The following is a 21,574-nucleotide window of genomic DNA, read 5'->3' as shown; positions in this document are numbered from 1 at the left end:
ATTCGGGTGCGTTTCATGTGCAACCCGGTCGTGGCAGCGCTGGCACCCCGGCAACCCCGGACCTTCGTCCCCGCGGTGAAAGCCACACGAACATCCGCGAGGGCTGTCCAACCCGTCACCCATTCGTCACCCGGGCTTTACACATCCACGAAAGGCTTGTGCACAAGGCATTTCCGGGGTGTTCAAATTCTAAACTGGACGGTATAGTCCAGCCCCCATGGGCTATCCCGATCCAACCACCACCGCCGGTCGTCGCCAGCGGGTTCTCGCCGCGGTGCGTGCGTTGATGGCCGAACAGGGCTTTCGCGTGAGCATGGACGCGGTCGCGCAACGTGCCGGATGCTCCAAGCAAACGCTGTACGCCCAGTTCGGCAGCAAGAATGCGCTGCTGCAGGACCTGATGCAGGAACACCTGGACATCACCACCTCGCGGCTTGAGGCTTTCGATGGTCAGGTCCGCGAACCGCTGCTGGCGTTTGCCATCGAACACCTCGAGCGCATTTCCGCGCCGGACGTAGTCGCCAGCATCAGGCTTTTCAGTGCCGAATCACCGCAGTTCCCGGAAGAGGCGCGCTCGATCTGGCGCGATGGCGGCGAAAGCCTGCTGGCCCGCCTGGCCGCATGGTTGTCGCTGGCCATGGATGCCGGATGCCTCAGGCGTGACCAACCGCACGTGGCAGCGGAAATATTGTTGAGCATGATGCTGGGCATGGATCTGGAACGACAGCGCTTCTCCGTCCCGCAACGCACGCCGGAAGCACAGCACACCTGGGCCGAACTGGCCGTTGACACGTTTCTCCGCGCGTATGCACCGCCTCCCCGCGCAGCTCACTGCTGAAGCCCTCCTTCACAAGTGTCCGTTCCTTCCCTTGTCCGATCTTTCCTTTCACCACCCACGTTTTCTCGGAGCTCCCTCCTCATGACCGCCTCAACCCGCTCGCTCCTGCTCAGCTCCGCCATCGTGCTGGCACTGGCCGCCTGCAGCAAGAAAGAAGAACAGCAGGCGCCACCGCCGCCGGAAGTCGGCGTGGTCAAGGTCCAGCCGCAGACCGTGCCGCTGGTGCGTGACTTCAGCGGCCGCCTGGCACCGGTGCGCAGCGCCGACGTGCGTGCCCGCGTGGCCGGCGTGCTGCTCAAGCGCACCTACGACGAAGGCACCGACGTGAAGGAAGGCCAGGTGCTGTTCAAGATCGACCCGGCGCCGCTGCAGGCCGACTTGAGCTCGGCCCAGGGCCAGCTTGCCTCGGCCCAGGCCACCTACACCAACGCCCACGTCGCCGCCGAACGCGCGCGCCAGCTGGCGCCGCAGAAGTACGTGTCGCAGTCGGACCTGGACGATGCCCAGGCCACCGAGCGCAGCGCGCAGGCCTCGTTGCAGCAGGCCAAGGCCGCCGTGACCAATGCCCAGATCAGCCTGGGCTATGCCAGCGTCACCGCACCGATCTCCGGCCGCGCCGGCAAGCAGCAGGTCACTGAAGGTGCGCTGGTCGGTTCCAGCGACGTCACCCTGCTGACCACGGTCGACCAGATCGATCCGCTGTACATCAACTTCTCGATGAGCTCCTCGGAACTGTCGGCGCTGCGCCAGGCACAGGGCCAGGGCGATGTCAGCCTCAACGACACCGCCAACACCAGCGTCAAGGTGCTGATGAACAACGGCCAGGCCTACGACCAGACCGGCACCCTGGACTTCTCCGACGTGGTCGTGGACCAGGCCACTGGCGCGGTCTCGCTGCGCGCCACCCTGCCCAATCCGCAGAAGGCGCTGCTGCCGGGCAGCTTCGTCACCGTGCAGGCCGACCTGGGCCAGCGCAGCAACATCTTCCTGGTGCCGCAGGCCGCCATCCAGCGCGATACCAACGGCGCCTACGCCATGGTGGTGGGCCTGGACGGCAAGGTCTCGCGCAAGGACGTGCAGATGGAAAGCCGCGCACAGGGCGGCGACTGGATCATCACCAGCGGCCTGAACACCGGCGACCAGGTGATCGCCCTGGGCCTCCAGAAGGCCAGGGACGGTGGCCAGGTCAAGGCGATCCCGTACGAGCAGGCACTGGCCCAGGCCAAGCAGCAGGCAGGCGGCCCCGCGCAGGCGGCTGCCGCGCCGCAGGCCGGCCAGCCCAAGGCCGATGCCGCAGCCCCCGAAGCGAAGGGCGATGACGCCCAGCCGGCCGAAGGCCAGGCCAAGTAAGGAACCGCTCCGATGCCCAAGTTTTTCATCAACCATCCGGTCTTCGCCTGGGTTGTGGCGATCCTGATCTCGCTTTCGGGCGTGATCGCGATCCTCAACCTCGGCGTGGAGTCCTACCCCAACGTCGCCCCGCCGCAGATCACGGTGTCCGCGACCTACCCGGGCGCCAGTGCCGACACGGCCGAACGTTCGGTGACCCAGGTCATCGAGCAACAGCTGACCGGCATCGACAACCTGCTGTACTTCAGCTCGACGTCCAGCTCCTCCGGCCGTTCGACCATCACCCTGACCTTCCAGACCGGCACCGACCCGGACATCGCCCAGGTCCAGGTGCAGAACAAGGTCTCGCTGGCCGAGTCCCGCCTGCCCAGTGAGGTGACCGACCAGGGCGTGGTGGTGGCCAAGGCCAACGCCGGCTTCCTGATGGTGGTGGCGGTGCAGTCCAACGTCGCCGCGATCGACCGCAACCAGCTCAACGACATCATCGCCTCGCGCGTGCTCGACCAGATCGCCCGTGTCCCGGGCGTGGGCAGCACCCAGCACTTCGGTTCCGAGTACGCCATGAACATCTGGCTGGACCCGGGCAAGCTGCAGGGCTACAACATGTCGGCCAGCACGGTGCTGACGGCCATCCAGGCGCAGAACGTACAGTTCGCCGCCGGTGCACTGGGTGCCGATCCCGCGCCGCAGGACCAGTCGTTCCAGGTCAGCGTGTCGGCCGAAGGCCGCTTCACCCAGCCCGAGCAGTTCGAGGAAATCATCCTGCGGGCCAATGCCGATGGCAGCACGGTCCGCCTGAAGGACGTGGCGCGGGTGGCGTTCGGCCCGCAGAACTACGGCTTCGACACCAAGTTCGACGGCAAGCCGGTGGGTGCGTTCGGCATCCAGCTGCTGCCCGGCGCCAATGCACTGAGCGTGTATGAGGCCGTGACCGCCAAGATGAATGACCTGGCGGGCAGCTTCCCGCAGGGCGTCAGCTGGTTCACGCCGTACGAGACCACGACCTTCGTCAAAATCTCCATTGAGGAAGTGGTCCACACGCTGGTGGAAGCCATCATCCTGGTGTTCCTGGTGATGCTGATCTTCCTGCAGAACTTCCGCGCGACGATCATCCCCACCCTGGTCATCCCGGTGGCGCTGCTGGGCACCTTCCTGGGCCTGTTCATCATCGGCTTCACCATCAACCAGCTGACCATGTTCGCGCTGGTGCTGGCGATCGGCATCGTGGTCGATGACGCGATCGTGGTGATCGAGAATGTCGAACGCATCATGGCGGAAGAAAAACTTCCGCCGCGCGAGGCCACCGTCAAGGCGATGGAGCAGATCACCGGTGCAGTGATCGCCATCACCGTGGTGCTGGCGGCGGTGTTCATCCCGTCGGCCCTGCAGGGCGGCGCCTCGGGCGAGATCTACAAGCAGTTCGCCTTGACCATCGCCATCTCGATGGGCTTCTCGGCGTTCCTGGCGCTGGGCTTCACCCCGGCACTGTGCGCCAGCTTCCTCAAGCAGCACGCGCACGACAGCCACGAAAAGCCGAAGAACATCGTCTTCCGCACGTTCGAGAAGTACTACGGCAAGGTCGAGCGCACCTACGTGGGCACCATCGGCCGACAGGTGCGCCATGCACCGCGCTGGATGATGGTGTTCGCGGTGCTGGTGGTGCTGACCGGTTTCCTGTTCAGCCGCATGCCGACCAGCTTCATCCCCGATGAAGACCAGGGCTACGCGCTGGGCATCGTGCAGTTGCCGCCGGGTTCGCCGCTGTCCAAGACCAACGAGGCCATGGAGCAGATCCGCGGCACGCTGAGCAAGATCGATGGCTTCCAGGGCATGTTCCAGATCTCCGGCTTCAGCTTCCTGGGCCAGGGCGAGAACGTCGGCATGGCCTTCATCAAGCTCAAGCCGTGGGACGAACGCCCGGGCGGCATCACCCAGTTCATTGGCCAGGCCAACGGCGCGCTGCAATCGGTCAAGGGCGCGCAGATCTTCGTGGTCAACCTGCCGACCATCCAGGGCCTGGGCCAGTTCGGCGGCTTCGACATGTGGCTGCAGGACCGCACCGGCGCCGGCGCCGATGCACTGATGGCGGCACGCAACCAGCTGCTGGGCATCGCCTCGCAGGACAAGACCCTGATGCAGGTGCGTCCCAACACGCTGGAAAACGCCCCGCAGCTGCAGCTCAAGGTCGACCGCGTGCAGGCGCAGTCGATGGGCCTGTCGGTCACTGACATCTACACCTCCATCCAGCTGATGCTGGCGCCGGTGTACGTCAACGACTTCTTCTACGGTGGCCGCATCAAGCGCGTGAACATGCGTGCCGATGCACCGTTCCGCACCGGCGCAGAGTCGCTGAGCCAGTTCTATACGCCCAGCAGCACCGAGACCGACGCCAGCGGCAACGCCGCGATGATCCCGCTGAGCAACGTGGTCTCCACCAGCTGGAATTCGCTGCCGCCGTCGCTGGCCCGTTACAACGGCTACTCGGCCGTGAACATCAACGGTGCGCCGGTCCCGGGCAGTTCGTCGGGCCAGGCCATGGCCACCATGGAAGGCATCGTTACCGACCAGCTGCCGGCCGGTTTCGGCTACGACTGGTCGGGCATGAGCTACCAGGAAATCCTGGCCGGCAACAGCGCCACGCTGTTGATGGTGCTGTCGCTGGTGGTGGTGTTCCTCTGCCTGGCCGCTTTGTATGAAAGCTGGTCGATCCCGGTGTCGGTGTTGCTGGTGGTGCCGCTGGGCGTGCTGGGCGCGCTTGCGTTCTCGCTGCTGCGCGGCCTGTCCAACGACATCTTCTTCAAGATCGGCCTGATCACGGTGATCGGCCTGGCGGCGAAGAACGCGATCCTGATCGTGGAGTTCGCGGTGATGGAGCGCGCGCAGGGCAAGACGCTGCACGATGCCATCGTCAACGCCGCGCACCTGCGCATGCGTCCGATCCTGATGACCTCGTTCGCCTTCATCATGGGCGTGGTGCCGATGGCCATCTCCAGCGGTGCCGGCGCCAACGCCCGCCACGCCATCTCCACCGGCGTGATCGGCGGCATGGTGTTCGCCACGTTCCTGGGCCTGCTGCTGATCCCGATCTTCTTCATCGTGGTCCGCCGCATGCTGGGCGACAAGATGGACGAGCCGTCCAAGGAATACCTGGAAGCCCACAAGGACCAGGCCGGCGAAGGCTCGCCGCAGGGGCACGGCGGCCACTAAGCCGTCCGTTTCCCGCACAAAAAAAGCCCCGGCATTGCCGGGGCTTTTTTGTGTTTGGCGTGATGGACCGAACCGGCTCAGTCGGCCAGCTGGCAGGTCGCCGGCTTGGCCGAGGTGAACAAGGCCTGCGTGGCCCATTCGGGATGATCGACGAACGGATTGCGATTGCCCTGGAAGCTGTAGATCACCTCGTTGCGCTCGCGCTCGACATCGTCCGGCGGATCGGCCGCGCTCCAGGCCAGCAGCGTGGACAGCAGGCCCATGTAGGCCGGCGAGGAGGACGTGATGACGATCTTGCTGCGGTCGTCGGTCAGCTCCAGGTCCGGCTCGCTCTGCCCGGTATTCGGGTCGGCATCACCTTCGTAGCGGATGGCCATGTACATCACCGCACGGGCCACATCGCCCTTGTGCGCGGCCCAGACTTCGAACGAGCCCTGGTTGCCATCCGGCGACTTCACCCAGTTGGAATTGCCGGGGTACACGCCACTGCCACCACCCTCGCCGTTGTTGGCTTCGGTCGCACGCTCACCGCAGCCCGAGCTGCAATCGGCATACGGCTTGTTGCCGCGATCGGCGTTGTAGCTGCTGTCGGTGAGGAACAGCATGTGGGTGTCGGTATAGGGCGCATAGGGCAGGCCCATGTCGCCGGTCGCACTGCCGAAGCCCAGCGAATTGGGCCAGGTGTGTTCGCGGTTGTAGGTGGTCCCCGATCCCGTGCCGGCCCGGTCGCTGACCTTGGTGTAGCTGTGGTTCTTGTAAACATCCAGGACCTTGCTGCTGTCGGCAGGATTCTCGTCGGCGATTTCCAGGATCGACCAGGTATTGGTCCCACTACCGCTGTACGGATAGGCGGTGTGGCCCTTGATCGTTTCGTACAGCGAGCAGCGCAACTGGCTGGGGCTGCTGGTGTTGACCTTGCCGTAGTAGTCACCGGGATCGCCGCCGCCACCGCCTGCATCGGCCACATTGAAGGCCACCACGGTGTTCGCCGACGGATGCGCGCCTTCGCCATCACTGACCGCCGAGGCGTTGACGGTGAAGCTGCAGCTTTCGCCCGCCACCAATGCGGTATCGGTCGACGCCGCAAAGCCGGTGCCGCTGCTGGCATAGGTCAACGCGACACTGCCACTGCTCGCACAGCTCAGCGACAGCGCACCGCTGGCCAGCGTGACCGGCTCGCTGAAGGTGACTTCAAGATCGCCTGCCGCAGGGAATCCGGTTGCGCCGTTGGTCGGGGTCGTCGAGACCACGCTGGGCGGCGTGTTGGTGTCCCCGCCCCCACCGCTGCCGGTAAAGGTCTGGCCCGCGTTGCAGGCACCGAAGGTCTGCGTGGCCGATCCGTTCCAGCTGAAATCGGCATACGCCGCGCCGCTGCCGCCCAGTTGCAGCGACGTGCCCACCGCGGTGCTGCTGCCTTCACTGACCGGGAGGTTGCTGCTGGTGCTGCCAGCCGCCGGACCGCTGCTGGCGGTGACCTGGCCTTCGTAGCTGATGAACTGCACCAGCGCGCCGCTGCCGTTGACCAGGGCCACGCCATCGGCACTGCCGTTCTGCAGGCCATCGCGTGGATAGGTCACCGTGGCGATGGTGGCGTTGCCGCCGCAGGTGACCACCGAACCCGCGCCCAGCGTGCTGGTACCGTAGGTGCTGCCGCCGTTGTAGAGCACCAGCTGGTAGCCGGCCAGGCTTTCGCCCGCGGTAGCGACCACTTCGATCGCCTCACCGGTATCGGCACCGGTGTTGTCGTAATGCAGCTCGTTGATGAAGACCGCGGCCTGCGCCTGCGTGCAGAACGCGAGGCCCAGGCCGAGGTAAAGCGGGGACAACCTTGTGCGTGACGCCATGACAACTCCTTTTGCATCGGGGGAACGGGCGATTCTGGCTGGCATCGCCAAGCAAAAACCCTCGAATGCACCACGGAACGCAGGCGCCGGAAACGCAGATGGCGCCTTGCGGCGCCACCTGCACAACGGCATGACACAGGTGTTTCAGCGCAGGCCTGTTTCCCCGCGTGCAATCACCAGGCGCTGGATCTCGCTGGTGCCTTCGTAGATCTCGGTGATCTTGGCATCGCGGAAGTAGCGCTCCAGCGGCATCTCTTTCGAGTACCCCATGCCGCCGTGGATCTGCACGGCCTGGTGGGTGATCCACATCGCCGCTTCGGAGGCGGTGAGCTTGGCGATGGCCGCTTCGCTGCTGAACTTCTTGCCCTGCCCCTTCAACCACGCCGCGCGCAGGGTCAGCAGCAGCGACGCATCCAGCTTGCACTTCATGTCGGCGATCTTGGCCTGGGTCATCTGGAAGGTGCCGATCGGCGCACCGAAGGCCTTGCGCTCCTTCACGTATTCCAGGGTCTTCTCGTAGGCGGCACGCGCGATGCCGATGGCCTGCGAGGCGATGCCGATGCGTCCGGCATCCAGTACGCCCATGGCGATCTTGAAGCCCTCGTTCTCGACCCCGACCACCTCGTTGGCCTGCGCCACGTAGTCGGCGAATTCGATTTCACAGGTGGCCGAGGCACGGATGCCCAGCTTCGGCTCGGTCTTGCCGCGGTGGAAACCAGGCTTGTCGGTATCGATGATGAAAGCGGTGATGCCCTTGGCCCCCTTGTCCGGCGCGGTCATCGCAAACAGCACGATGTACTTGGCCACCGGACCGGAGGTGATCCAGCTCTTCTTGCCGTTGATGACGAAGCTGCCGTCCTCCTGCTTCACCGCGCGGCAGCGCATGGCCGTGGCATCGGAACCGGACTGCGGCTCGGTCAGGGCGAAGGCGCCGATCTGGCTGCCGTCGGCGATGGCACGCACGTACAGCTGCTTCTGTTCCTCGGTGGCGAACTTCAGCAGGCCCGAGCAGTACAGCGAGTTGTTGACCGACATGATGGTCGAATGCGCGGCATCGCCAGCGGCCACTTCGATCATCGCCAACACGTAGCTGATCGGGTCCATCCCCGCGCCGCCGTATTCCTCCGGCACCTCGATCCCCATCAGTCCGTTTTCACCCAGTAGCTGGATGTTCTCCAACGGGAATTCGCCGGCCTTGTCGAAATGCTCGGCGCTGGGTGCGATCTTTTCCTGCGCGATCCGGCGGGCCACATCCTGGATCATCAACTGCTCTTCGGTGTATCCGAAATCCACGGTCCTTCCCTCCTCTGGGTGCGATTCCGGCATTGTAGCCACACACCATGCGGGCGCGTATGGAATTGACCCGACCACATATCGCCGTCAAAATATCTCCGTATCGCGATATAGAGATAGATCATGGATCTGGAAGCCTGGTCGGCCCGCCTGAAGGTCTTCGCCGACGCCACCCGCGTGCGCCTGCTCGCCCTGTTGGCCGGTGAGGAACTCACCGTGGCCGAACTGTCGGCGATCACCCGCCTGGCCCAGCCGCGTGTGTCCACCCACCTGGCCAAGCTCAAGGACGCCGGCCTGGTCCGCGACCGGCGCGCCGGCGTATCGGCGTACTACCGCTTCGACGAGGACAACCTGGATCCGGCCCAGCAAGATCTCTGGCGCAGCCTGCGGGCAGGCAGTGACGATCCGCTGCTACGCCAGGACGCCGAGCGCGTGGCCGAAGTCCTGGCCGCCCGCGCCGCCACCCAGAACTGGGCCGACACCGTCGCCGGCGACATGGAGCGCCACTACTCGCCGGGCCGCACCTGGGAAGCGCTGGCGCGCACCGCGCTGCCGCTGCTGGAAACCCGCGATGTGCTGGACATCGCCTCCGGCGACGGCGTGCTGGCCGAACTGCTGTCGCCGCACTCCAGTCGCTATGTGTGCGTGGACACCAGCGCCCGCGTGGTCGCCGCCGCCGGCGAGCGCCTGCGCCGCTTCCCCAACGTGGAAGTGCGCGAAGGCGACATGCACGCCCTGCCCTTCGACGATGCCAGCTTCGACCTGGTGGTGCTGATGCACGCACTGACCTATTCCACCGCCCCGGCCCGCGCCGTGGCCGAAGCCGCGCGCGTGCTGCGTCCCGGTGGCAAGGTGCTGATCAGCTCGCTGGCCCGCCACGAACACCAGCCGGTCGTGAATGCCTACGGCCACGTCAACCTGGGTTTCACCGACGTCGAGCTGACCGCCTTCACCGAAGCGGCCGGCCTGACCGCCACCAACCTGCACACCGTCACCCGCGAACGCCGTCCACCGCATTTCGAAGTGCTGTCGCTGACAGGCATCAAGCCGTGAGGATTTGCGCATGACCATGACCACCCAGACCCTGCCCTGGCTCAATCCGGAACGCGCCCAGCTGCTGCTGGACGCGCTGGCCAGCCGCATCCTGATCATCGATGGCGCCATGGGCACCATGATCCAGCGCCATCGCCTGGAAGAAGCCGACTATCGCGGCGCGCGCTTCGCCGACGGCTTCGACAGCACCCACACCGAGGAAGGCCACGTGCACGGCCCCGGCTGCGACCACGGCCATGACCTCAAGGGCAACAACGACCTGCTGCTGCTCAGCAATCCGCAGATCATCGCCGGCGTGCACACCGACTACCTTGAAGCCGGTGCGGACCTGCTGGAGACCAACACGTTCAACGCGACCTCGGTCAGCCAGGCCGATTACCACCTGGAACACCTGGTCTACGAGTTGAACAAGGAAGGCGCGCGCATCGCCCGCGCATGCTGCGACGCCATCGAGTTGAAAACACCGGACAAGCCGCGCTTCGTGATCGGCGTGCTCGGTCCGACCAGCCGCACCGCCTCGATCAGCCCGGACGTCAACGACCCCGGCTACCGCAACACCAGCTTCGACGCGCTGCGCGTGACCTATCGCGAAGCCATCGAGGGGCTGATCGACGGCGGCGCCGACACCATCATGGTCGAGACCATCTTCGACACGCTCAATGCCAAGGCCGCGTTGTTCGCCATCGAGGAAGTGTTCGACGCGCGCGGCGCGCGCCTGCCGGTGATGATCTCAGGCACGATCACCGACGCCTCCGGCCGCACCCTGTCCGGCCAGACCGCCGAAGCGTTCTACACCTCGCTGATGCACGCCAGGCCACTCTCGATCGGGCTGAACTGCGCACTGGGCGCCAAGGACCTGCGTCCACACGTGGAGACGCTCTCCACCGTCGCCGACTGCTACGTCAGCGCCCACCCCAATGCCGGCCTGCCCAACGCTTTCGGCGAATACGACGAGACCCCGGAGGAAATGGCCGAGACGCTGCACGAGTTCGCTACGGCCGGGCTGTTGAACCTGGTCGGCGGCTGCTGCGGCACCTCGCCCGACCACATCCGTGCCATCGCCGAAGCGGTGGCCGGCATCGCGCCACGGGTGCTGCCGCAGCCACTGTCGCAGGCCGCCTGATCCAGAGAGCGCCATCATTCCCGCGAAGGCGGAGCGCTTCTCAACAGCCGCATGGCTGGCCATCCATGCGCACTGATCCCGCAGTTTCTTGATCAACCTAGCCAAAGTCCCTGGATTCCCGCCTTCGCGGGAATGACGAGCCAAGCAGAACCGCCATGACGCCTACGCCCCGCTACACCCGCCTGTCCGGCCTCGAACCGCTGCTCATCACCCCTGAGCTGCTGTTCGTCAACGTCGGCGAGCGCACCAACGTCACCGGCAGCGCGCAGTTCCGCAAGCTGATCAAGGAAGAGCGTTACGAGGAAGCCGTCGAAGTCGCGCGCCAGCAGGTGGACAGCGGCGCGCAGATCCTCGACGTCAACATGGACGAGGGCCTGATCGATTCCGAAAAGGCGATGGTGCGCTTCCTCAACCTGATCATGTCCGAGCCTGATATCGCCCGCATCCCGGTGATGGTGGACAGCTCCAAGTGGAGCGTGATCGAGGCCGGCCTGCAGTGCCTGCAGGGCAAGGGCGTGGTCAATTCAATCTCGCTCAAGGAAGGCGAAGCGGCCTTCATCGAGCACGCCTTGAAGGTGCGCCGCTACGGCGCCGCAGCCGTGGTCATGGCCTTCGACGAGACCGGCCAGGCCGATACCTGCGCGCGCAAAGTCGAGATCTGCACCCGCGCCTACCGGCTGCTGGTGGACCAGCTGGACTTCCCACCGGAAGACATCATTTTCGACCCGAACATCTTCGCCGTGGCCACCGGCATCGAGGAACACGACAACTACGCCGTGGACTTCATCGAGGCCACGCGCATCATCAAGGACACCTTGCCGCATTGCCATGTGTCAGGCGGCGTATCGAACGTGTCGTTCTCCTTCCGCGGCAACGAAACCGTGCGCGCGGCGATCCATTCGGTGTTCCTGTACCACGCCATCAAGGCCGGCATGGACATGGGCATCGTCAACGCCGGCGGCCTGCCGATCTACGACCAGCTGGATCCCGAACTGCGCGAGCGCGTGGAGGACGTGATCCTCAACCGTCGCAAGGACGGCACCGAGCGCCTGCTGGAAATCGCCGAGCGCTACAAGGGCAAGAAGGGCGAGAAAAAGGTCGAGGACCTGGAATGGCGCAGCCGCAGCGTGCGCGAGCGCCTGACCCATGCCCTGGTCCATGGCATCGACGCCTTCGTCGAGACTGATACAGAGGAAGCCCGCGCCGAAGCGACCCGCCCACTGGACGTGATCGAAGGCCCGCTGATGGACGGCATGAACGTGGTCGGCGACCTGTTCGGCGCCGGCAAGATGTTCCTGCCGCAGGTGGTCAAGTCCGCACGCGTGATGAAGAAGGCCGTGGCCTACCTGCTGCCCTTCATCGAAGAGGAAAAGCTGCGCACCGGCGATGTCGCCAAGTCCAACGGCAAGATCATCATGGCCACGGTCAAGGGCGACGTGCACGACATCGGCAAGAACATCGTCGGCGTGGTCCTGGCCTGCAACAACTTCGAGGTGGTCGACCTGGGCGTGATGGTGCCGACCCAGACCATCCTGGATCGGGCCCGCGCCGAGAACGCCGACATCATCGGCCTGTCCGGGCTGATCACGCCCTCACTGGAAGAAATGACCCACGTGGCGCGCGAAATGCAGCGCCAGGGCTTCGAGATGCCGCTGATGATCGGCGGCGCCACCACCTCGCGTGCGCACACTGCGCTGAAGATCGACCCGCACTACACCGCGCCGACGGTGTGGGTGAAGGACGCCTCGCGCGCGGTCGGCGTGGCCCAGTCGCTGATCTCGCGCGACATGCGCGCCGCGTTCGTCGCCGCCAACGATGCCGACTACGCCGAGATCCGCCAGCGCCACAAGAACCGCGGCGACGCCAAGCGCTTGGTCACGCTAGGCAAGGCACGGGCGCAGAAATTCAACGGCGACTGGGACAACTACACGCCACCGACGCCGAACAAGCCCGGCATCACCGTGTTCGACGATTACCCGCTGGCTGAACTGGCCGAGGTCATCGACTGGACGCCGTTCTTCCAGGCCTGGGAACTGGCCGGCAAATACCCCGCAATCCTCACCGACGAAGTGGTCGGCACCCAGGCCAGCGAACTGTTCGCCGATGCCCAGGCGATGCTCAAGCAGATCGTCGAGGAAAAATGGCTGACCGCCAAAGCGGTGTTCGGCCTGTGGCCGGCCAACAGCGTCGGCGATGACGTGGTGCTGCAGCACCACGACGGCGAAGCCACGCTGCGCTTCCTGCGCCAGCAGGTGGACAAGCCGGTCGAACGCCCGGACTTCTGCCTGGCCGATTTCATCGCGCCCAGGGACAGCGGCAAGCAGGACTGGATCGGCGGCTTCGCGGTCACCGCCGGCATCGGCATCGACCCGCACGTGGCCCGCTTCGAAGCCGCATTCGACGATTACAACGCGATCCTGCTCAAGGCCCTGGCCGACCGCCTGGCCGAAGCCATGGCCGAACGCCTGCACCAACGCGTGCGCACCGAGTTCTGGGGCTACGACACCGGCGAAACCCTGGACAACGAAGCGCTGATCGCTGAAGCCTACCGCGGCATCCGCCCTGCCCCTGGTTACCCGGCCTGTCCGGAACACAGCGAGAAGGGCCTGCTGTTCGACCTGCTCGACGCGCCAGGCAACGCCGGCATGTCCCTGACCGAAAGCTTCGCGATGCTGCCCACCGCGGCGGTGTCCGGCTATTACTTCAGCCACCCGAAGTCGCAGTATTTCGTGGTCGGCCGCGTATCCAAGGAACAGGCCGGCGATTACGCCAGGCGCAAGGGTGTGGAGCTGGCCCAGGTCGAACGCTGGCTGGCTTCGAACCTGGATTACGATCCGGACTGATTGGCTTCGATCACGCTGTTGCAGGCCAAGAAAAACCCCGCGCGAGGCGGGGTTTTTCGTTTTCTGCGCAGACGCAGCGGCGGTCAGTCGCCCTGCTGCTTCTGCAAGTGCTCCCAGCGCTCCTGGGCATCCAGGGTGCGCTCGGCGGTCAGGCGCGCCTCAAGACGCTCCAGGCCGATCTCTTCACCGGTGTCCACGCAGTAACCATAGTCGCCAGCTTCCAGGCGCTTGAGCGTGCTGTCGATCTTGCCGATCAGCTTGCGATAGCGGTCGCGGGTGCGCAGTTCGAGCGAGTTCTCGGTTTCGCGGGTGGCGCGCTCTGCTTCGTCGCCCACGTCGCGCACTTCGTCCTTCAGGTTCTCGATGGTCTGCTTGGATTCCTCGACCAGATCCGCGCGCCAGCTCATCAGGCGCTGGCGGAAGTACTCCAGCTGCAGCGGGCTCATGTACTCCTCGTCACCCTTGGGCTTGTAGCCGGCGGGCAACTGGGGACGGCCGGTGGCCTCGTCGATGGCGTAGTCGACCTTGCGCGCCTTGGTCTTGGGCGCAGCCTCGGTCGTGCGGGCAACGACGGCAACGGCGATCTTGCCGGTCACCCGTGCGGCCGCTGGCTTGGCGGGCACGACAGGCTTGGCCGGCGCAACGGATTTGGTGGTCTTGGTGGTTTTCGATGGGGTCTTGGAAGCGGGCACAGTGTTCTTTGCAGGAGCGGCCTTGGCAGGCGACGCGGCAGGCGCAGGCGTCGCGGCGGGCTTCGCCGGCGGGGCCTTGCTGCGGCCGACGGCCTTGGCAGGAGCGGATTTGGCCGGAGCGGTCTTGGCGACCGGCTTCGGTGCGGGCTTGGGCGCGGGCTTCCCTGCTGCGGCCTTCTTGACCGGCGCAGGCGCCGGCTTTTTCACGGCCGCAGGCTTGGCGGCTGTGGCGGTGCTCGTGGTCTTTTTCGCAGCAACAGTCTTGGTGGCCGCCGGTTTCTTGCTGGCCACAGGCGCGGCCTTCTTCGCCGGTGCCGGTTTGGCCGGAGCCTTGGCAACGGGGACTTTCTTCGCAACGGCGGGCGACTTGACGGCCTTGATGGCCTTTTTTGCGGGTTTCTTGGCTGCCACGAACAGCGTCCTTGATGATTCCCGGGCCGGGAAAAGCGGGCCTTTATAGCTCACCCACGCAGGGGGGGCAACCACGCGGCCGGTCCATCGCTTATCATCGGGCCATGCTCCAGCGCGGACTCATTGTCTTATTGCGCGGCTACAAGCGTTTCATCAGCCCACTGTTGGGACCACGCTGCCGCTTCGAGCCCAGCTGCTCGGTCTATGCCATGGACGCGATCGCACGCTTTGGCGTGCTGCGCGGCTGCTGGATGGCCGCTGGCCGGGTGGGCCGCTGCCACCCCTTCCACCCTGGCGGGTACGATCCCGTCCCTGACGCCCCGCATTCATCTTCGCGCCAAGGAAACTGCAAATGCCCGCCACCGTGATCGTCAACGCGCGCCTGGTCAATGAAGGGCGCGAGACAACCGGTGACCTGCGTTTCGAGAACGGCCGCATCACGAAGATCGCTTCCAGGGTCGCACCCGGCGCGGGCGATACCGTGATCGAGGCCGGCGGCCGCTGGCTGCTGCCGGGGATGATCGACGACCAGGTCCATTTCCGCGAACCCGGACTGACCCACAAGGGTGACATCGCGACCGAATCGGCCGCAGCCGTGGCCGGTGGCCTGACCACCTTCATGGACATGCCCAATACCAACCCGCCGACGCTCAATGCCGACGCGCTGGAAGCCAAGTACGCCAGCGCACAGGGCCGCGCCTGGGCCAACCACGGCTTCTACATGGGGGCCAGCAACGACAACCTGGCCGACATCCAGCGCATCGACCCAAAAACCACGCCGGGCGTGAAGGTCTTCATGGGCGCCTCGACCGGCAACATGCTGGTGGACGACCCCGAAACGCTGGATGCGATCTTCCGCGACACGCCGGTGCCGATCATCACGCACTGCGAAGACACGCCGACGATCGACGCCAACCTGGCCAGGTACCGGGAGAAGTACGGCGATGACATCCCGGTGCAGTTCCACCCGGACATCCGTTCGCGCGAGGCCTGCATCAAATCCACGCGCCTGGCGCTGTCGCTCGCGCAGAAGCACGGCACCCGGCTGCATGTGCTGCACCTCTCCACCGCCGAGGAGCTGGCGCTGTTCAAGGCCGGTCCGCTGGTCAACAAGGACGGCGTGCGCAAGAAGATCACCGCCGAGACCTGCATTCATTTCCTGCGCTTCGACCGCAATGATTACGCGCGCCTGGGCAACCTGATCAAGTGCAATCCGGCGATCAAGGACCCGGCCGACCGCATCGCGCTGATCAAGGCGCTGGCCGAGAACGTGATCGATGTGCTGGCCACCGACCACGCCCCGCACACACTGGAAGAGAAAGCGCAGACCAGCTACGCCAGGGCGCCCGGCGGCCTGCCGCTGGTGCAGCACGCACTGGTGGCCGCACTGGAACTGGTCCACGAGAAGAAGATCCAGGTCACCCAGGTCGTGCAGAAGTTCGCACACGCGCCGGCACAGTTGTTCGACGTCAAGGACCGCGGTTTCCTGCGCGAAGGCTACTGGGCCGACCTGGTGTTGATCGATGACGAGGAATTTGCCGTCAAACGCGAGGACGTCCTGTCCAAGTGCGGCTGGTCGCCGTTCGAAGGCACCACCTTCCAGCACAGGATCGGCGCGACCTGGGTGAACGGCCGCATGGTCTGGAACGGCGAGCAGTTGGTCGGCACCCCGAAGGGGCTGCGGCTGGAATTCAACCGATGAGGCGCGCCTTGCTGGCCCTGCTGCTGGCCGTGGCCGGCAGCGCAGGAATGCCAGCCCTCACAGCGACAGCGCAGCAGGCCCAGTCCACCGGACAGGCCGTGTTCCCGACCTCGGTGTCGCAGGGCGCGCTGGTGTTCGGCAAGGTCGCCCCAGGTAGCCAGGTGCGCTATGCGGGCCGGTCGCTGCGGGTCAGCGGCTACGGCACGGTGGTGTTCGGCGTGGGCCGTAACGAAACCGGCCCGCTCCAGGTCCAGGTCAGCGCGCCTGGTGCCGCGCCGCAGTCGGTTTCGATTGCCGTCACCGCGCGTGACTGGCCGACCGAGCGCGTCAATGGCGTGCCGCCCAAGAGCGTGAACCCGCCGCCTGAGATCGCCGCCCGCATCCAGCGCGAACAAGCCCAGGTCAGCGCCGCGCGCGACCGCGACGACGACCGCACCGACTTCGTCGCGGCCTTCATCTGGCCAGTGCAGGGCCGCATCAGCGGCCGCTTCGGCAATGCGCGCGTGTACAACGGCCAGCCCTCGCCCGCCGGGCATTCGGGCATGGACATCGCCGTACCGACCGGTACACCGGTGAAAGCACCGGCAGCAGGCATCGTCACCTTCGCTGCGCCGGACCTGTACCTGACCGGCGGCACGGTGCTGCTGGACCACGGCTACGGGGTCAGCTCCAACTTCCTGCACCTGTCGCGGATCGACGTGAAGGTCGGCGACCGCATCACTCAGGGCCAGGTGATCGGCGCGGTGGGTGCGACCGGACGCGCGACCGGGCCGCACCTGCACTGGGGCATGAGCTGGTTCGATACCCGCATCGATCCGCTGCTGGTGCTGGAACGGAAGCTGTAGCGCGGAGCTTGCTCCGCTGGGGCCTTCCCGGCGTCCTGTCCGAAGAGCAGCCGAGTCCCAAAGATGGGATCGCCACAAGCTCGTCTCTACAAAAAGGTAGGGATCAATCGCCGCCGCTGGCAGCGCGCCAGCCGGTCCAGACCAGTGCCAGCGGTTTGGTCGGCGTGCTGCCCTGCCCGTCCGCATGCAGACGCTCCAGGCGCTTGCGCAGGATGGCGTTGATGATCCGGCGTGGACGCGGGCCGCCGCCGCGCGCAGGCCAGCGCGCCAGCAATGCGTCGCGCCAACGCGGCATGTCGGCATGCGGCGGCACTTCCATCCAGCGCGAGAACAGCAACTGCGCGGCCAGCGCGTCGATGTCCTCGGGACGACGCGCGCCGGGGAACAATCCGGCTTCGACCCGGGCAACCGCACGCGCCAGCGGCAGGACCAGCGGCAGCGCAGCATCTGCCGAATCCGGCAGCGCCCGCATCAGCGGCAGTGCGGGCAGCGCGTCGGCCAGCGTGTCCCACGGCGCGGACACGGGCTCCAGCACGCGGCCCAGCGGATGGCGCGAACGCCGCCGCGACCAGTCGCGCAACTCTTCGCCCCACCAGGCCAGCTTGGCATCGGCCGGCAGCGGATCGCCGGCGATGTTCATCGCGTCGGCCAGCTCCTGCAGCAGGGCGAACCAGGCCACGGCGATCTCGCGCTGCGGGGCTGGCACGAAGCTTTGCACCAGCTGCCATTCGGGCGATCGGGTGCGCCACTTCTCCAGGAAGCTGTCCAACGCGGCCGAGTTGGACATCAGCGAGGCGCCTGCTGCGGCCAGTTGGCCGGGTCGAGCAAGTCGCTTGCTTCGTCCAGCATCACATCGGCCTGCCACGCATCGGGCGCGTCATCTGCCAGGCGATAGCCCCAGAGCGCGGCGATGGACGCCATGCCCGCCGCGCGCGCGGACTGGATGTCGCGCTCGTCGTCGCCGATGTACACGCACTGGGCGATGTCCGCGCCCAGCAGACGCGCGGCTTCCTGTAGCGGCAACGGATGCGGCTTGCGTTCGCTCAGCGTGTCGCCGCCGATCAGCACCGCGCAACGCGTTTCCCAGCCCAGCAGCGGCATCAGGTCGCGGGCCAGGTACTCGGGCTTGTTGGTGACGATGCCCCAGCGGCCGCCTGCGTTTTCCAGCGCACGCAGCATCGGCTCGATGCCTTCGAACGGTACGCCGTGCTTGCCGAGTTCTTCGGCGTAAATCGCCAGGAACTCCGGCACCAGTGCATCGCGCTGCGCGATGGACAGCTCCAGGAACGCCGCGCCGGACATCGCGCGCGCGCCCTTGGACACGTGCGGACGCAGCGCTTCCAGCGGCATTGGCGCACGACCGCGCGCGGCCAGCATGCGGTTGACGGTGGCGACCATGTCCGGCGCGCTGTCCAGCAGCGTGCCATCCAGATCGAACAGGGCGACATCGGGAAAACGAAACTCAGGCATGGCGTGCTGGCGGGCGCTGGCGGAAGTGGATGCGTTACGGCTTGAGCGCGCAGGCCAGGTAGTTGACCTCGGTGCGGCGGCTCAGGCGCGCGGCGCCGCGCCAGGGTTCATAGACCAGGCCGCTGACATCGGTCATCTGCAGGCCGCTCTGGCGCGTCCACGCAGCCAGTTCGGACGGCTTGATGAAATCGGCGTACTTGTGGGTGCCCTTGGGCAGCAGCTTGGCGATGTATTCGGCGCCGACCACGGCCAGCGCGAACGCGGCCGGGGTACGGTTGAGCGTGGACAGGAACAGCTGGCCACCGGGCTTGAGCAGGCGCGCGCAGGCTTCGATGATCGCGCCCGGGTCCGGCACGTGTTCGAGCATTTCCATGCAGGTGATGGCGTCGAAACTTTCCGGCGCCTCCTCGGCCAGGTCTTCCACCGCGACTTGGCGGTAGTCCACCTCCACGCCGGATTCGAGCTTGTGCAGGCGCGCGACTTTGAGCAGCTCGGGCGACAGGTCGATGGCGGTGACCTGCGCACCGGCCGCGGCCAGCGCTTCACTCAGCAATCCACCGCCACAGCCCACGTCCAGCACCCGCTTGCCGGCCAGCGGCAGGCGCGTGGACACGTATTGCAGGCGCACCGGGTTGAGCGCGTGCAGCGCTTTCTGCGGACCGTCCGGGTCCCACCAGCGGGTGGCCAGCGCGCCGAACTTGTCCAGTTCGGCCTGATCGAAGTTGCGCGCCTGCGGGCGCTCGGTAGCGGTGGACATGGAAAACTCCGTCACTGATTTCGCGGAAGGCACGGACAGGATGATCCTGCGCGCAGGTGTCTGGCGTGAGGCTGGCCTCAGCGCGGATGCAGCCCGACGATGCGCTGGCGCCACTGGCGCGCATTGGCGACCACGCCGGCCATGTCGATCCCGACCGGCTGGCGGTCGACCAAGCGTTCGCGCCCGGCGATCCACACATCGGTCACCTGGTGGCGGCCGGTGGCGTAGACCAGCTGCGAGACGACGTGGTGCAGCGGCTGGGTTTCCAGCGCCGACAGGTCCACGCAGGCGATGTCGGCCTGCTTGCCGACTTCCAGCGTGCCAACCAGATGGTCGAAGCCGATCGCCTTGGCGCCGCCATAGGTCGCCGCGCGCAGTGCGGCAAAGGCATCCAGCGCTACCGCGTCCTGGGCCACGGCCTTGGACAGGATCGCCGCGGTGCGGGTCTCGCTGAACATGTCCAGGTCGTTGTTGGACGCACAGCCGTCGGTACCGATGGCCAGGTTCACCCCTGCCCTGGCCAGCGCACAGGCCGGGCAGAAGCCGGAGGCCAGCTTGAGGTTGGATTCCGGGCAATGGACCACGCTGACGCCGCGTTCGGCGCACAGGTGGATCTCGGCCTCGGTCAGCTGGGTCATGTGCACGGCGATCAGGCGATCGTTGATCAGGCCCATCCGGTCCAGGCGCGCGATCGGGCGCTGGCCGTACTGGTCCAGCGACTGTTGCACTTCCTGTGCGGTTTCGTGCAGGTGCAGGTGCACCGGCACGTCAAGCTGGTCGGACAGCATCCGTACGCGTTCGAAGTTGGCGTCATTGACCGTGTACGGCGCATGCGGCGCGAATGCGGTGGCGATCAGCGGATCGTCGCGCCACTGGTCGTGCACTTCGCCGGCGCGGTCGAAATACTCGTCGTCGCTGCTGGCCCAGGCGGTCGGGAAATCGATCACCGGCAGGCCGATGCGCGCGCGGAAACCGTGGTGCTTGTAGGTCGCCGCCTGCACGTCGGGGAAGAAGTAGTTCTCGTTGACGCAGGTGGTGCCGCCGCGGAGCATCTCGGCAATCGCCAGGGTGATGCCGTCGGCGATGAACTCCGGCCCCATCACCGCGCCTTCCACCGGCCAGATATGTTCCTGCAGCCAGACCTTGAGCGGCAGGTCGTCGGCGATGCCACGCAGCAGCGTCATCGGGTTGTGGGTGTGGGCGTTGACCAGGCCGGGGATCAGCGCGGCTTCCGGGCGCTGTACGGTCTGCTTCGCTGCGAAACGCGTACGCGCCTGCACCGTGGGCAGGATCGCGACAATCACACCGTCGCGAATCGCCACGGCATGGTCTTCCAGCACCACCGCATGCGGCTCCACGGGGACCACGAAGCCGGCCTCGATCAACAGGTCACAGGATTCCGGGACGGATTGGGTCACGGGACATCGACTCCAGAAGGGCAATGGGGAAAGCGCGCCGGATGGCGCCAGGGCTCACGCCGCCGGCAGCGAGGTACGCAGGATCCGACACTTGACCAGCGCAAGACAGGGAAAAATCGTCATGAACACAAAACCGCCGCACCACACCGGCAGGACAAAGGCCAGCGGAATCGTCGCGGTAAACACCACCAGCGGCACCAGGCCACGCCAGACCAGCCAGCGCGCCGGCCCCTGCCCCAGGCGTTCCGCCAGTTGCTCCTGGCGCACCACGATCCGGCGCGAAACGAAGGAAAAGAACGAAATGCCCGCCAGCACGAACGCATAGAACGCGAACCGCCCCGGGCTTTCCCCGGCGAAGTAGACCGAATATTCGCGCGTGGCGAACGGCATCAGCGCCACGAACATCAGCTGCAGCAGGTTGGTCCACACCAGCTTGCCACTGACCTGGCGCACATGGCGCCAGGTCTGCATGTGACCGACCCAGAACAGGCCGGTCACCGCGAAGCTGATGAAGTAGGACACGAACAGCGCGGTGACCTCGCCCGAGGCGCCATTGGCGCCCAGGTGTTCGATCATCTCCCGGTCCGGCAGCTTGAGTTCGATCGCCAGCAGCGTGATGGCGATGGCGAAGACCGCGTCGCTGAAGAACACGACGCGGTCATGCGGAAACAGATCGACCAGGCCGCGCTCGCCTGCCTGCCCTTCAAGCTCGCCCAGGTCTTTCATCC

17 protein-coding genes are annotated in these 21,574 nt (G+C 66.1%); 9 read left to right on the top strand and 8 right to left on the bottom strand.

The window, feature by feature from the left end; genetic code table 11:
• Positions 1-217 precede the first annotated feature (217 nt).
• From O8I58_RS02140 to O8I58_RS02130, 3 genes are all read left to right on the top strand, one after another.
• Positions 218-838 (top strand): TetR/AcrR family transcriptional regulator, encoded by a 621-nt coding sequence (locus O8I58_RS02140; RefSeq protein ID WP_298320277.1) that lies wholly within the window; start codon positions 218-220, stop codon positions 836-838.
• Between the two features lie 81 nt (positions 839-919).
• Positions 920-2,188 carry an efflux RND transporter periplasmic adaptor subunit gene (locus O8I58_RS02135; protein ID WP_298320276.1) on the top strand — a complete coding sequence of 423 codons (1,269 nt, stop codon included), beginning with the start codon at positions 920-922 and terminating at the stop codon, positions 2,186-2,188.
• A gap of 12 nt (positions 2,189-2,200) precedes the next feature.
• The gene (locus tag O8I58_RS02130; protein WP_298320274.1) at positions 2,201-5,395 is read left to right on the top strand and encodes a multidrug efflux RND transporter permease subunit; all 3,195 of its coding nucleotides are present in this window, start codon (positions 2,201-2,203) and stop codon (positions 5,393-5,395) included.
• 77 nt (positions 5,396-5,472) lie between these two features.
• Here O8I58_RS02130 and O8I58_RS02125 read toward each other — a convergent pair whose 3' ends face one another.
• Together O8I58_RS02125 and O8I58_RS02120 are read right to left on the bottom strand one after the other, a co-directional pair.
• The gene (locus O8I58_RS02125) at positions 5,473-7,239 is read right to left on the bottom strand and encodes an endonuclease (RefSeq protein ID WP_298320272.1); all 1,767 of its coding nucleotides are present in this window, start codon (positions 7,237-7,239) and stop codon (positions 5,473-5,475) included.
• Positions 7,240-7,383: 144 nt separating this feature from the next.
• Positions 7,384-8,532: an acyl-CoA dehydrogenase family protein gene (locus tag O8I58_RS02120; RefSeq protein ID WP_298320270.1), complete on the bottom strand. Its 1,149-nt coding sequence runs from the start codon at positions 8,530-8,532 to the stop codon at positions 7,384-7,386.
• Positions 8,533-8,655: 123 nt separating this feature from the next.
• Between O8I58_RS02120 and O8I58_RS02115 the strand changes: the two genes are divergently transcribed.
• The 3 genes from O8I58_RS02115 (at position 8,656) to metH (ending at position 13,551) form a co-directional block, all read left to right on the top strand.
• The gene (locus tag O8I58_RS02115) at positions 8,656-9,585 is read left to right on the top strand and encodes an ArsR/SmtB family transcription factor (RefSeq protein ID WP_298320268.1); all 930 of its coding nucleotides are present in this window, start codon (positions 8,656-8,658) and stop codon (positions 9,583-9,585) included.
• A 10-nt stretch (positions 9,586-9,595) separates the two neighbouring features.
• Entirely contained in the window at positions 9,596-10,708 is a 1,113-nt protein-coding gene (locus tag O8I58_RS02110) for a homocysteine S-methyltransferase family protein (RefSeq protein WP_298320266.1), read from the top strand.
• Positions 10,709-10,863: 155 nt separating this feature from the next.
• Positions 10,864-13,551: a methionine synthase gene (gene metH / locus O8I58_RS02105; protein WP_298320264.1), complete on the top strand. Its 2,688-nt coding sequence runs from the start codon at positions 10,864-10,866 to the stop codon at positions 13,549-13,551.
• Positions 13,552-13,634: 83 nt separating this feature from the next.
• Here metH and dksA read toward each other — a convergent pair whose 3' ends face one another.
• The gene (gene dksA, locus O8I58_RS02100) at positions 13,635-14,654 is read right to left on the bottom strand and encodes an RNA polymerase-binding protein DksA (protein ID WP_298320262.1); all 1,020 of its coding nucleotides are present in this window, start codon (positions 14,652-14,654) and stop codon (positions 13,635-13,637) included.
• Between the two features lie 86 nt (positions 14,655-14,740).
• Here dksA and yidD point away from each other — a divergent pair, with 86 nt between their 5' ends.
• Genes yidD through O8I58_RS02085 form a run of 3 tightly spaced genes read left to right on the top strand, consistent with a single transcriptional unit; the run spans position 14,741 to position 17,201 of the window.
• Positions 14,741-15,022, top strand: coding sequence for a membrane protein insertion efficiency factor YidD (gene yidD / locus O8I58_RS02095; protein ID WP_298322655.1), 282 nt, complete (start codon positions 14,741-14,743; stop codon positions 15,020-15,022).
• The gene (locus tag O8I58_RS02090) at positions 15,007-16,356 is read left to right on the top strand and encodes a dihydroorotase (RefSeq protein ID WP_298320260.1); all 1,350 of its coding nucleotides are present in this window, start codon (positions 15,007-15,009) and stop codon (positions 16,354-16,356) included. The genes yidD and O8I58_RS02090 overlap by 16 nt, the downstream gene beginning before the upstream one ends.
• Positions 16,357-16,403: 47 nt before the next feature.
• Complete coding sequence (locus O8I58_RS02085) at positions 16,404-17,201, top strand: M23 family metallopeptidase (protein ID WP_298322652.1); 798 nt, start codon at positions 16,404-16,406, stop codon at positions 17,199-17,201.
• A 103-nt stretch (positions 17,202-17,304) separates the two neighbouring features.
• Here the strand turns inward: O8I58_RS02085 and O8I58_RS02080 are convergent, their stop codons facing one another.
• From O8I58_RS02080 to O8I58_RS02060, 5 genes are all read right to left on the bottom strand, one after another.
• Positions 17,305-17,988 carry a phytoene/squalene synthase family protein gene (locus O8I58_RS02080; protein ID WP_298320258.1) on the bottom strand — a complete coding sequence of 228 codons (684 nt, stop codon included), beginning with the start codon at positions 17,986-17,988 and terminating at the stop codon, positions 17,305-17,307.
• Positions 17,988-18,671, bottom strand: a complete 684-nt coding sequence (locus tag O8I58_RS02075; protein ID WP_298320256.1) for a phosphoglycolate phosphatase — start codon at positions 18,669-18,671, stop codon at positions 17,988-17,990. Before O8I58_RS02075 ends, O8I58_RS02080 begins: the two co-directional genes overlap by 1 nt.
• 34 nt (positions 18,672-18,705) lie before the next feature.
• On the bottom strand, positions 18,706-19,428 hold the full coding sequence (gene ubiG, locus O8I58_RS02070) for a bifunctional 2-polyprenyl-6-hydroxyphenol methylase/3-demethylubiquinol 3-O-methyltransferase UbiG (RefSeq protein WP_298320254.1): 723 nt from the start codon (positions 19,426-19,428) through the stop codon (positions 18,706-18,708).
• A 77-nt stretch (positions 19,429-19,505) separates the two neighbouring features.
• On the bottom strand, positions 19,506-20,846 hold the full coding sequence (locus O8I58_RS02065; RefSeq protein WP_298320251.1) for a TRZ/ATZ family hydrolase: 1,341 nt from the start codon (positions 20,844-20,846) through the stop codon (positions 19,506-19,508).
• 54 nt (positions 20,847-20,900) lie between these two features.
• A complete protein-coding gene (locus O8I58_RS02060) occupies positions 20,901-21,572 on the bottom strand; it encodes a TMEM175 family protein (RefSeq protein ID WP_298320250.1) in 672 nt (223 codons plus the stop codon).
• Positions 21,573-21,574 lie beyond the last annotated feature (2 nt).

Origin of the sequence: Pseudoxanthomonas sp. (genome assembly GCF_027498035.1) — a bacterium.
In the GTDB taxonomy this organism is placed as follows: domain Bacteria; phylum Pseudomonadota; class Gammaproteobacteria; order Xanthomonadales; family Xanthomonadaceae; genus Pseudoxanthomonas_A.
This window is presented reverse-complemented; position numbering and strand designations above follow the sequence as displayed.

What these genes read in the sequence shown, in the direction of transcription:
- O8I58_RS02140 (WP_298320277.1), top strand. Translation starts at nt 218, where the DNA reads ATGGGCTATCCCGATCCAACCACCACCGCCGGTCGTCGCCAGCGGGTT.
- O8I58_RS02135 (WP_298320276.1), top strand. Translation starts at nt 920, where the DNA reads ATGACCGCCTCAACCCGCTCGCTCCTGCTCAGCTCCGCCATCGTGCTG.
- O8I58_RS02130 (WP_298320274.1), top strand. Translation starts at nt 2,201, where the DNA reads ATGCCCAAGTTTTTCATCAACCATCCGGTCTTCGCCTGGGTTGTGGCG.
- O8I58_RS02125 (WP_298320272.1), bottom strand. Translation starts at nt 7,239, where the DNA reads ATGGCGTCACGCACAAGGTTGTCCCCGCTTTACCTCGGCCTGGGCCTC.
- O8I58_RS02115 (WP_298320268.1), top strand. Translation starts at nt 8,656, where the DNA reads ATGGATCTGGAAGCCTGGTCGGCCCGCCTGAAGGTCTTCGCCGACGCC.
- O8I58_RS02110 (WP_298320266.1), top strand. Translation starts at nt 9,596, where the DNA reads ATGACCATGACCACCCAGACCCTGCCCTGGCTCAATCCGGAACGCGCC.
- metH (WP_298320264.1), top strand. Translation starts at nt 10,864, where the DNA reads ATGACGCCTACGCCCCGCTACACCCGCCTGTCCGGCCTCGAACCGCTG.
- O8I58_RS02090 (WP_298320260.1), top strand. Translation starts at nt 15,007, where the DNA reads ATGCCCGCCACCGTGATCGTCAACGCGCGCCTGGTCAATGAAGGGCGC.
- O8I58_RS02085 (WP_298322652.1), top strand. Translation starts at nt 16,404, where the DNA reads ATGCCAGCCCTCACAGCGACAGCGCAGCAGGCCCAGTCCACCGGACAG.
- O8I58_RS02080 (WP_298320258.1), bottom strand. Translation starts at nt 17,988, where the DNA reads ATGTCCAACTCGGCCGCGTTGGACAGCTTCCTGGAGAAGTGGCGCACC.
- O8I58_RS02075 (WP_298320256.1), bottom strand. Translation starts at nt 18,671, where the DNA reads ATGCCTGAGTTTCGTTTTCCCGATGTCGCCCTGTTCGATCTGGATGGC.
- ubiG (WP_298320254.1), bottom strand. Translation starts at nt 19,428, where the DNA reads ATGTCCACCGCTACCGAGCGCCCGCAGGCGCGCAACTTCGATCAGGCC.
- O8I58_RS02060 (WP_298320250.1), bottom strand. Translation starts at nt 21,572, where the DNA reads ATGAAAGACCTGGGCGAGCTTGAAGGGCAGGCAGGCGAGCGCGGCCTG.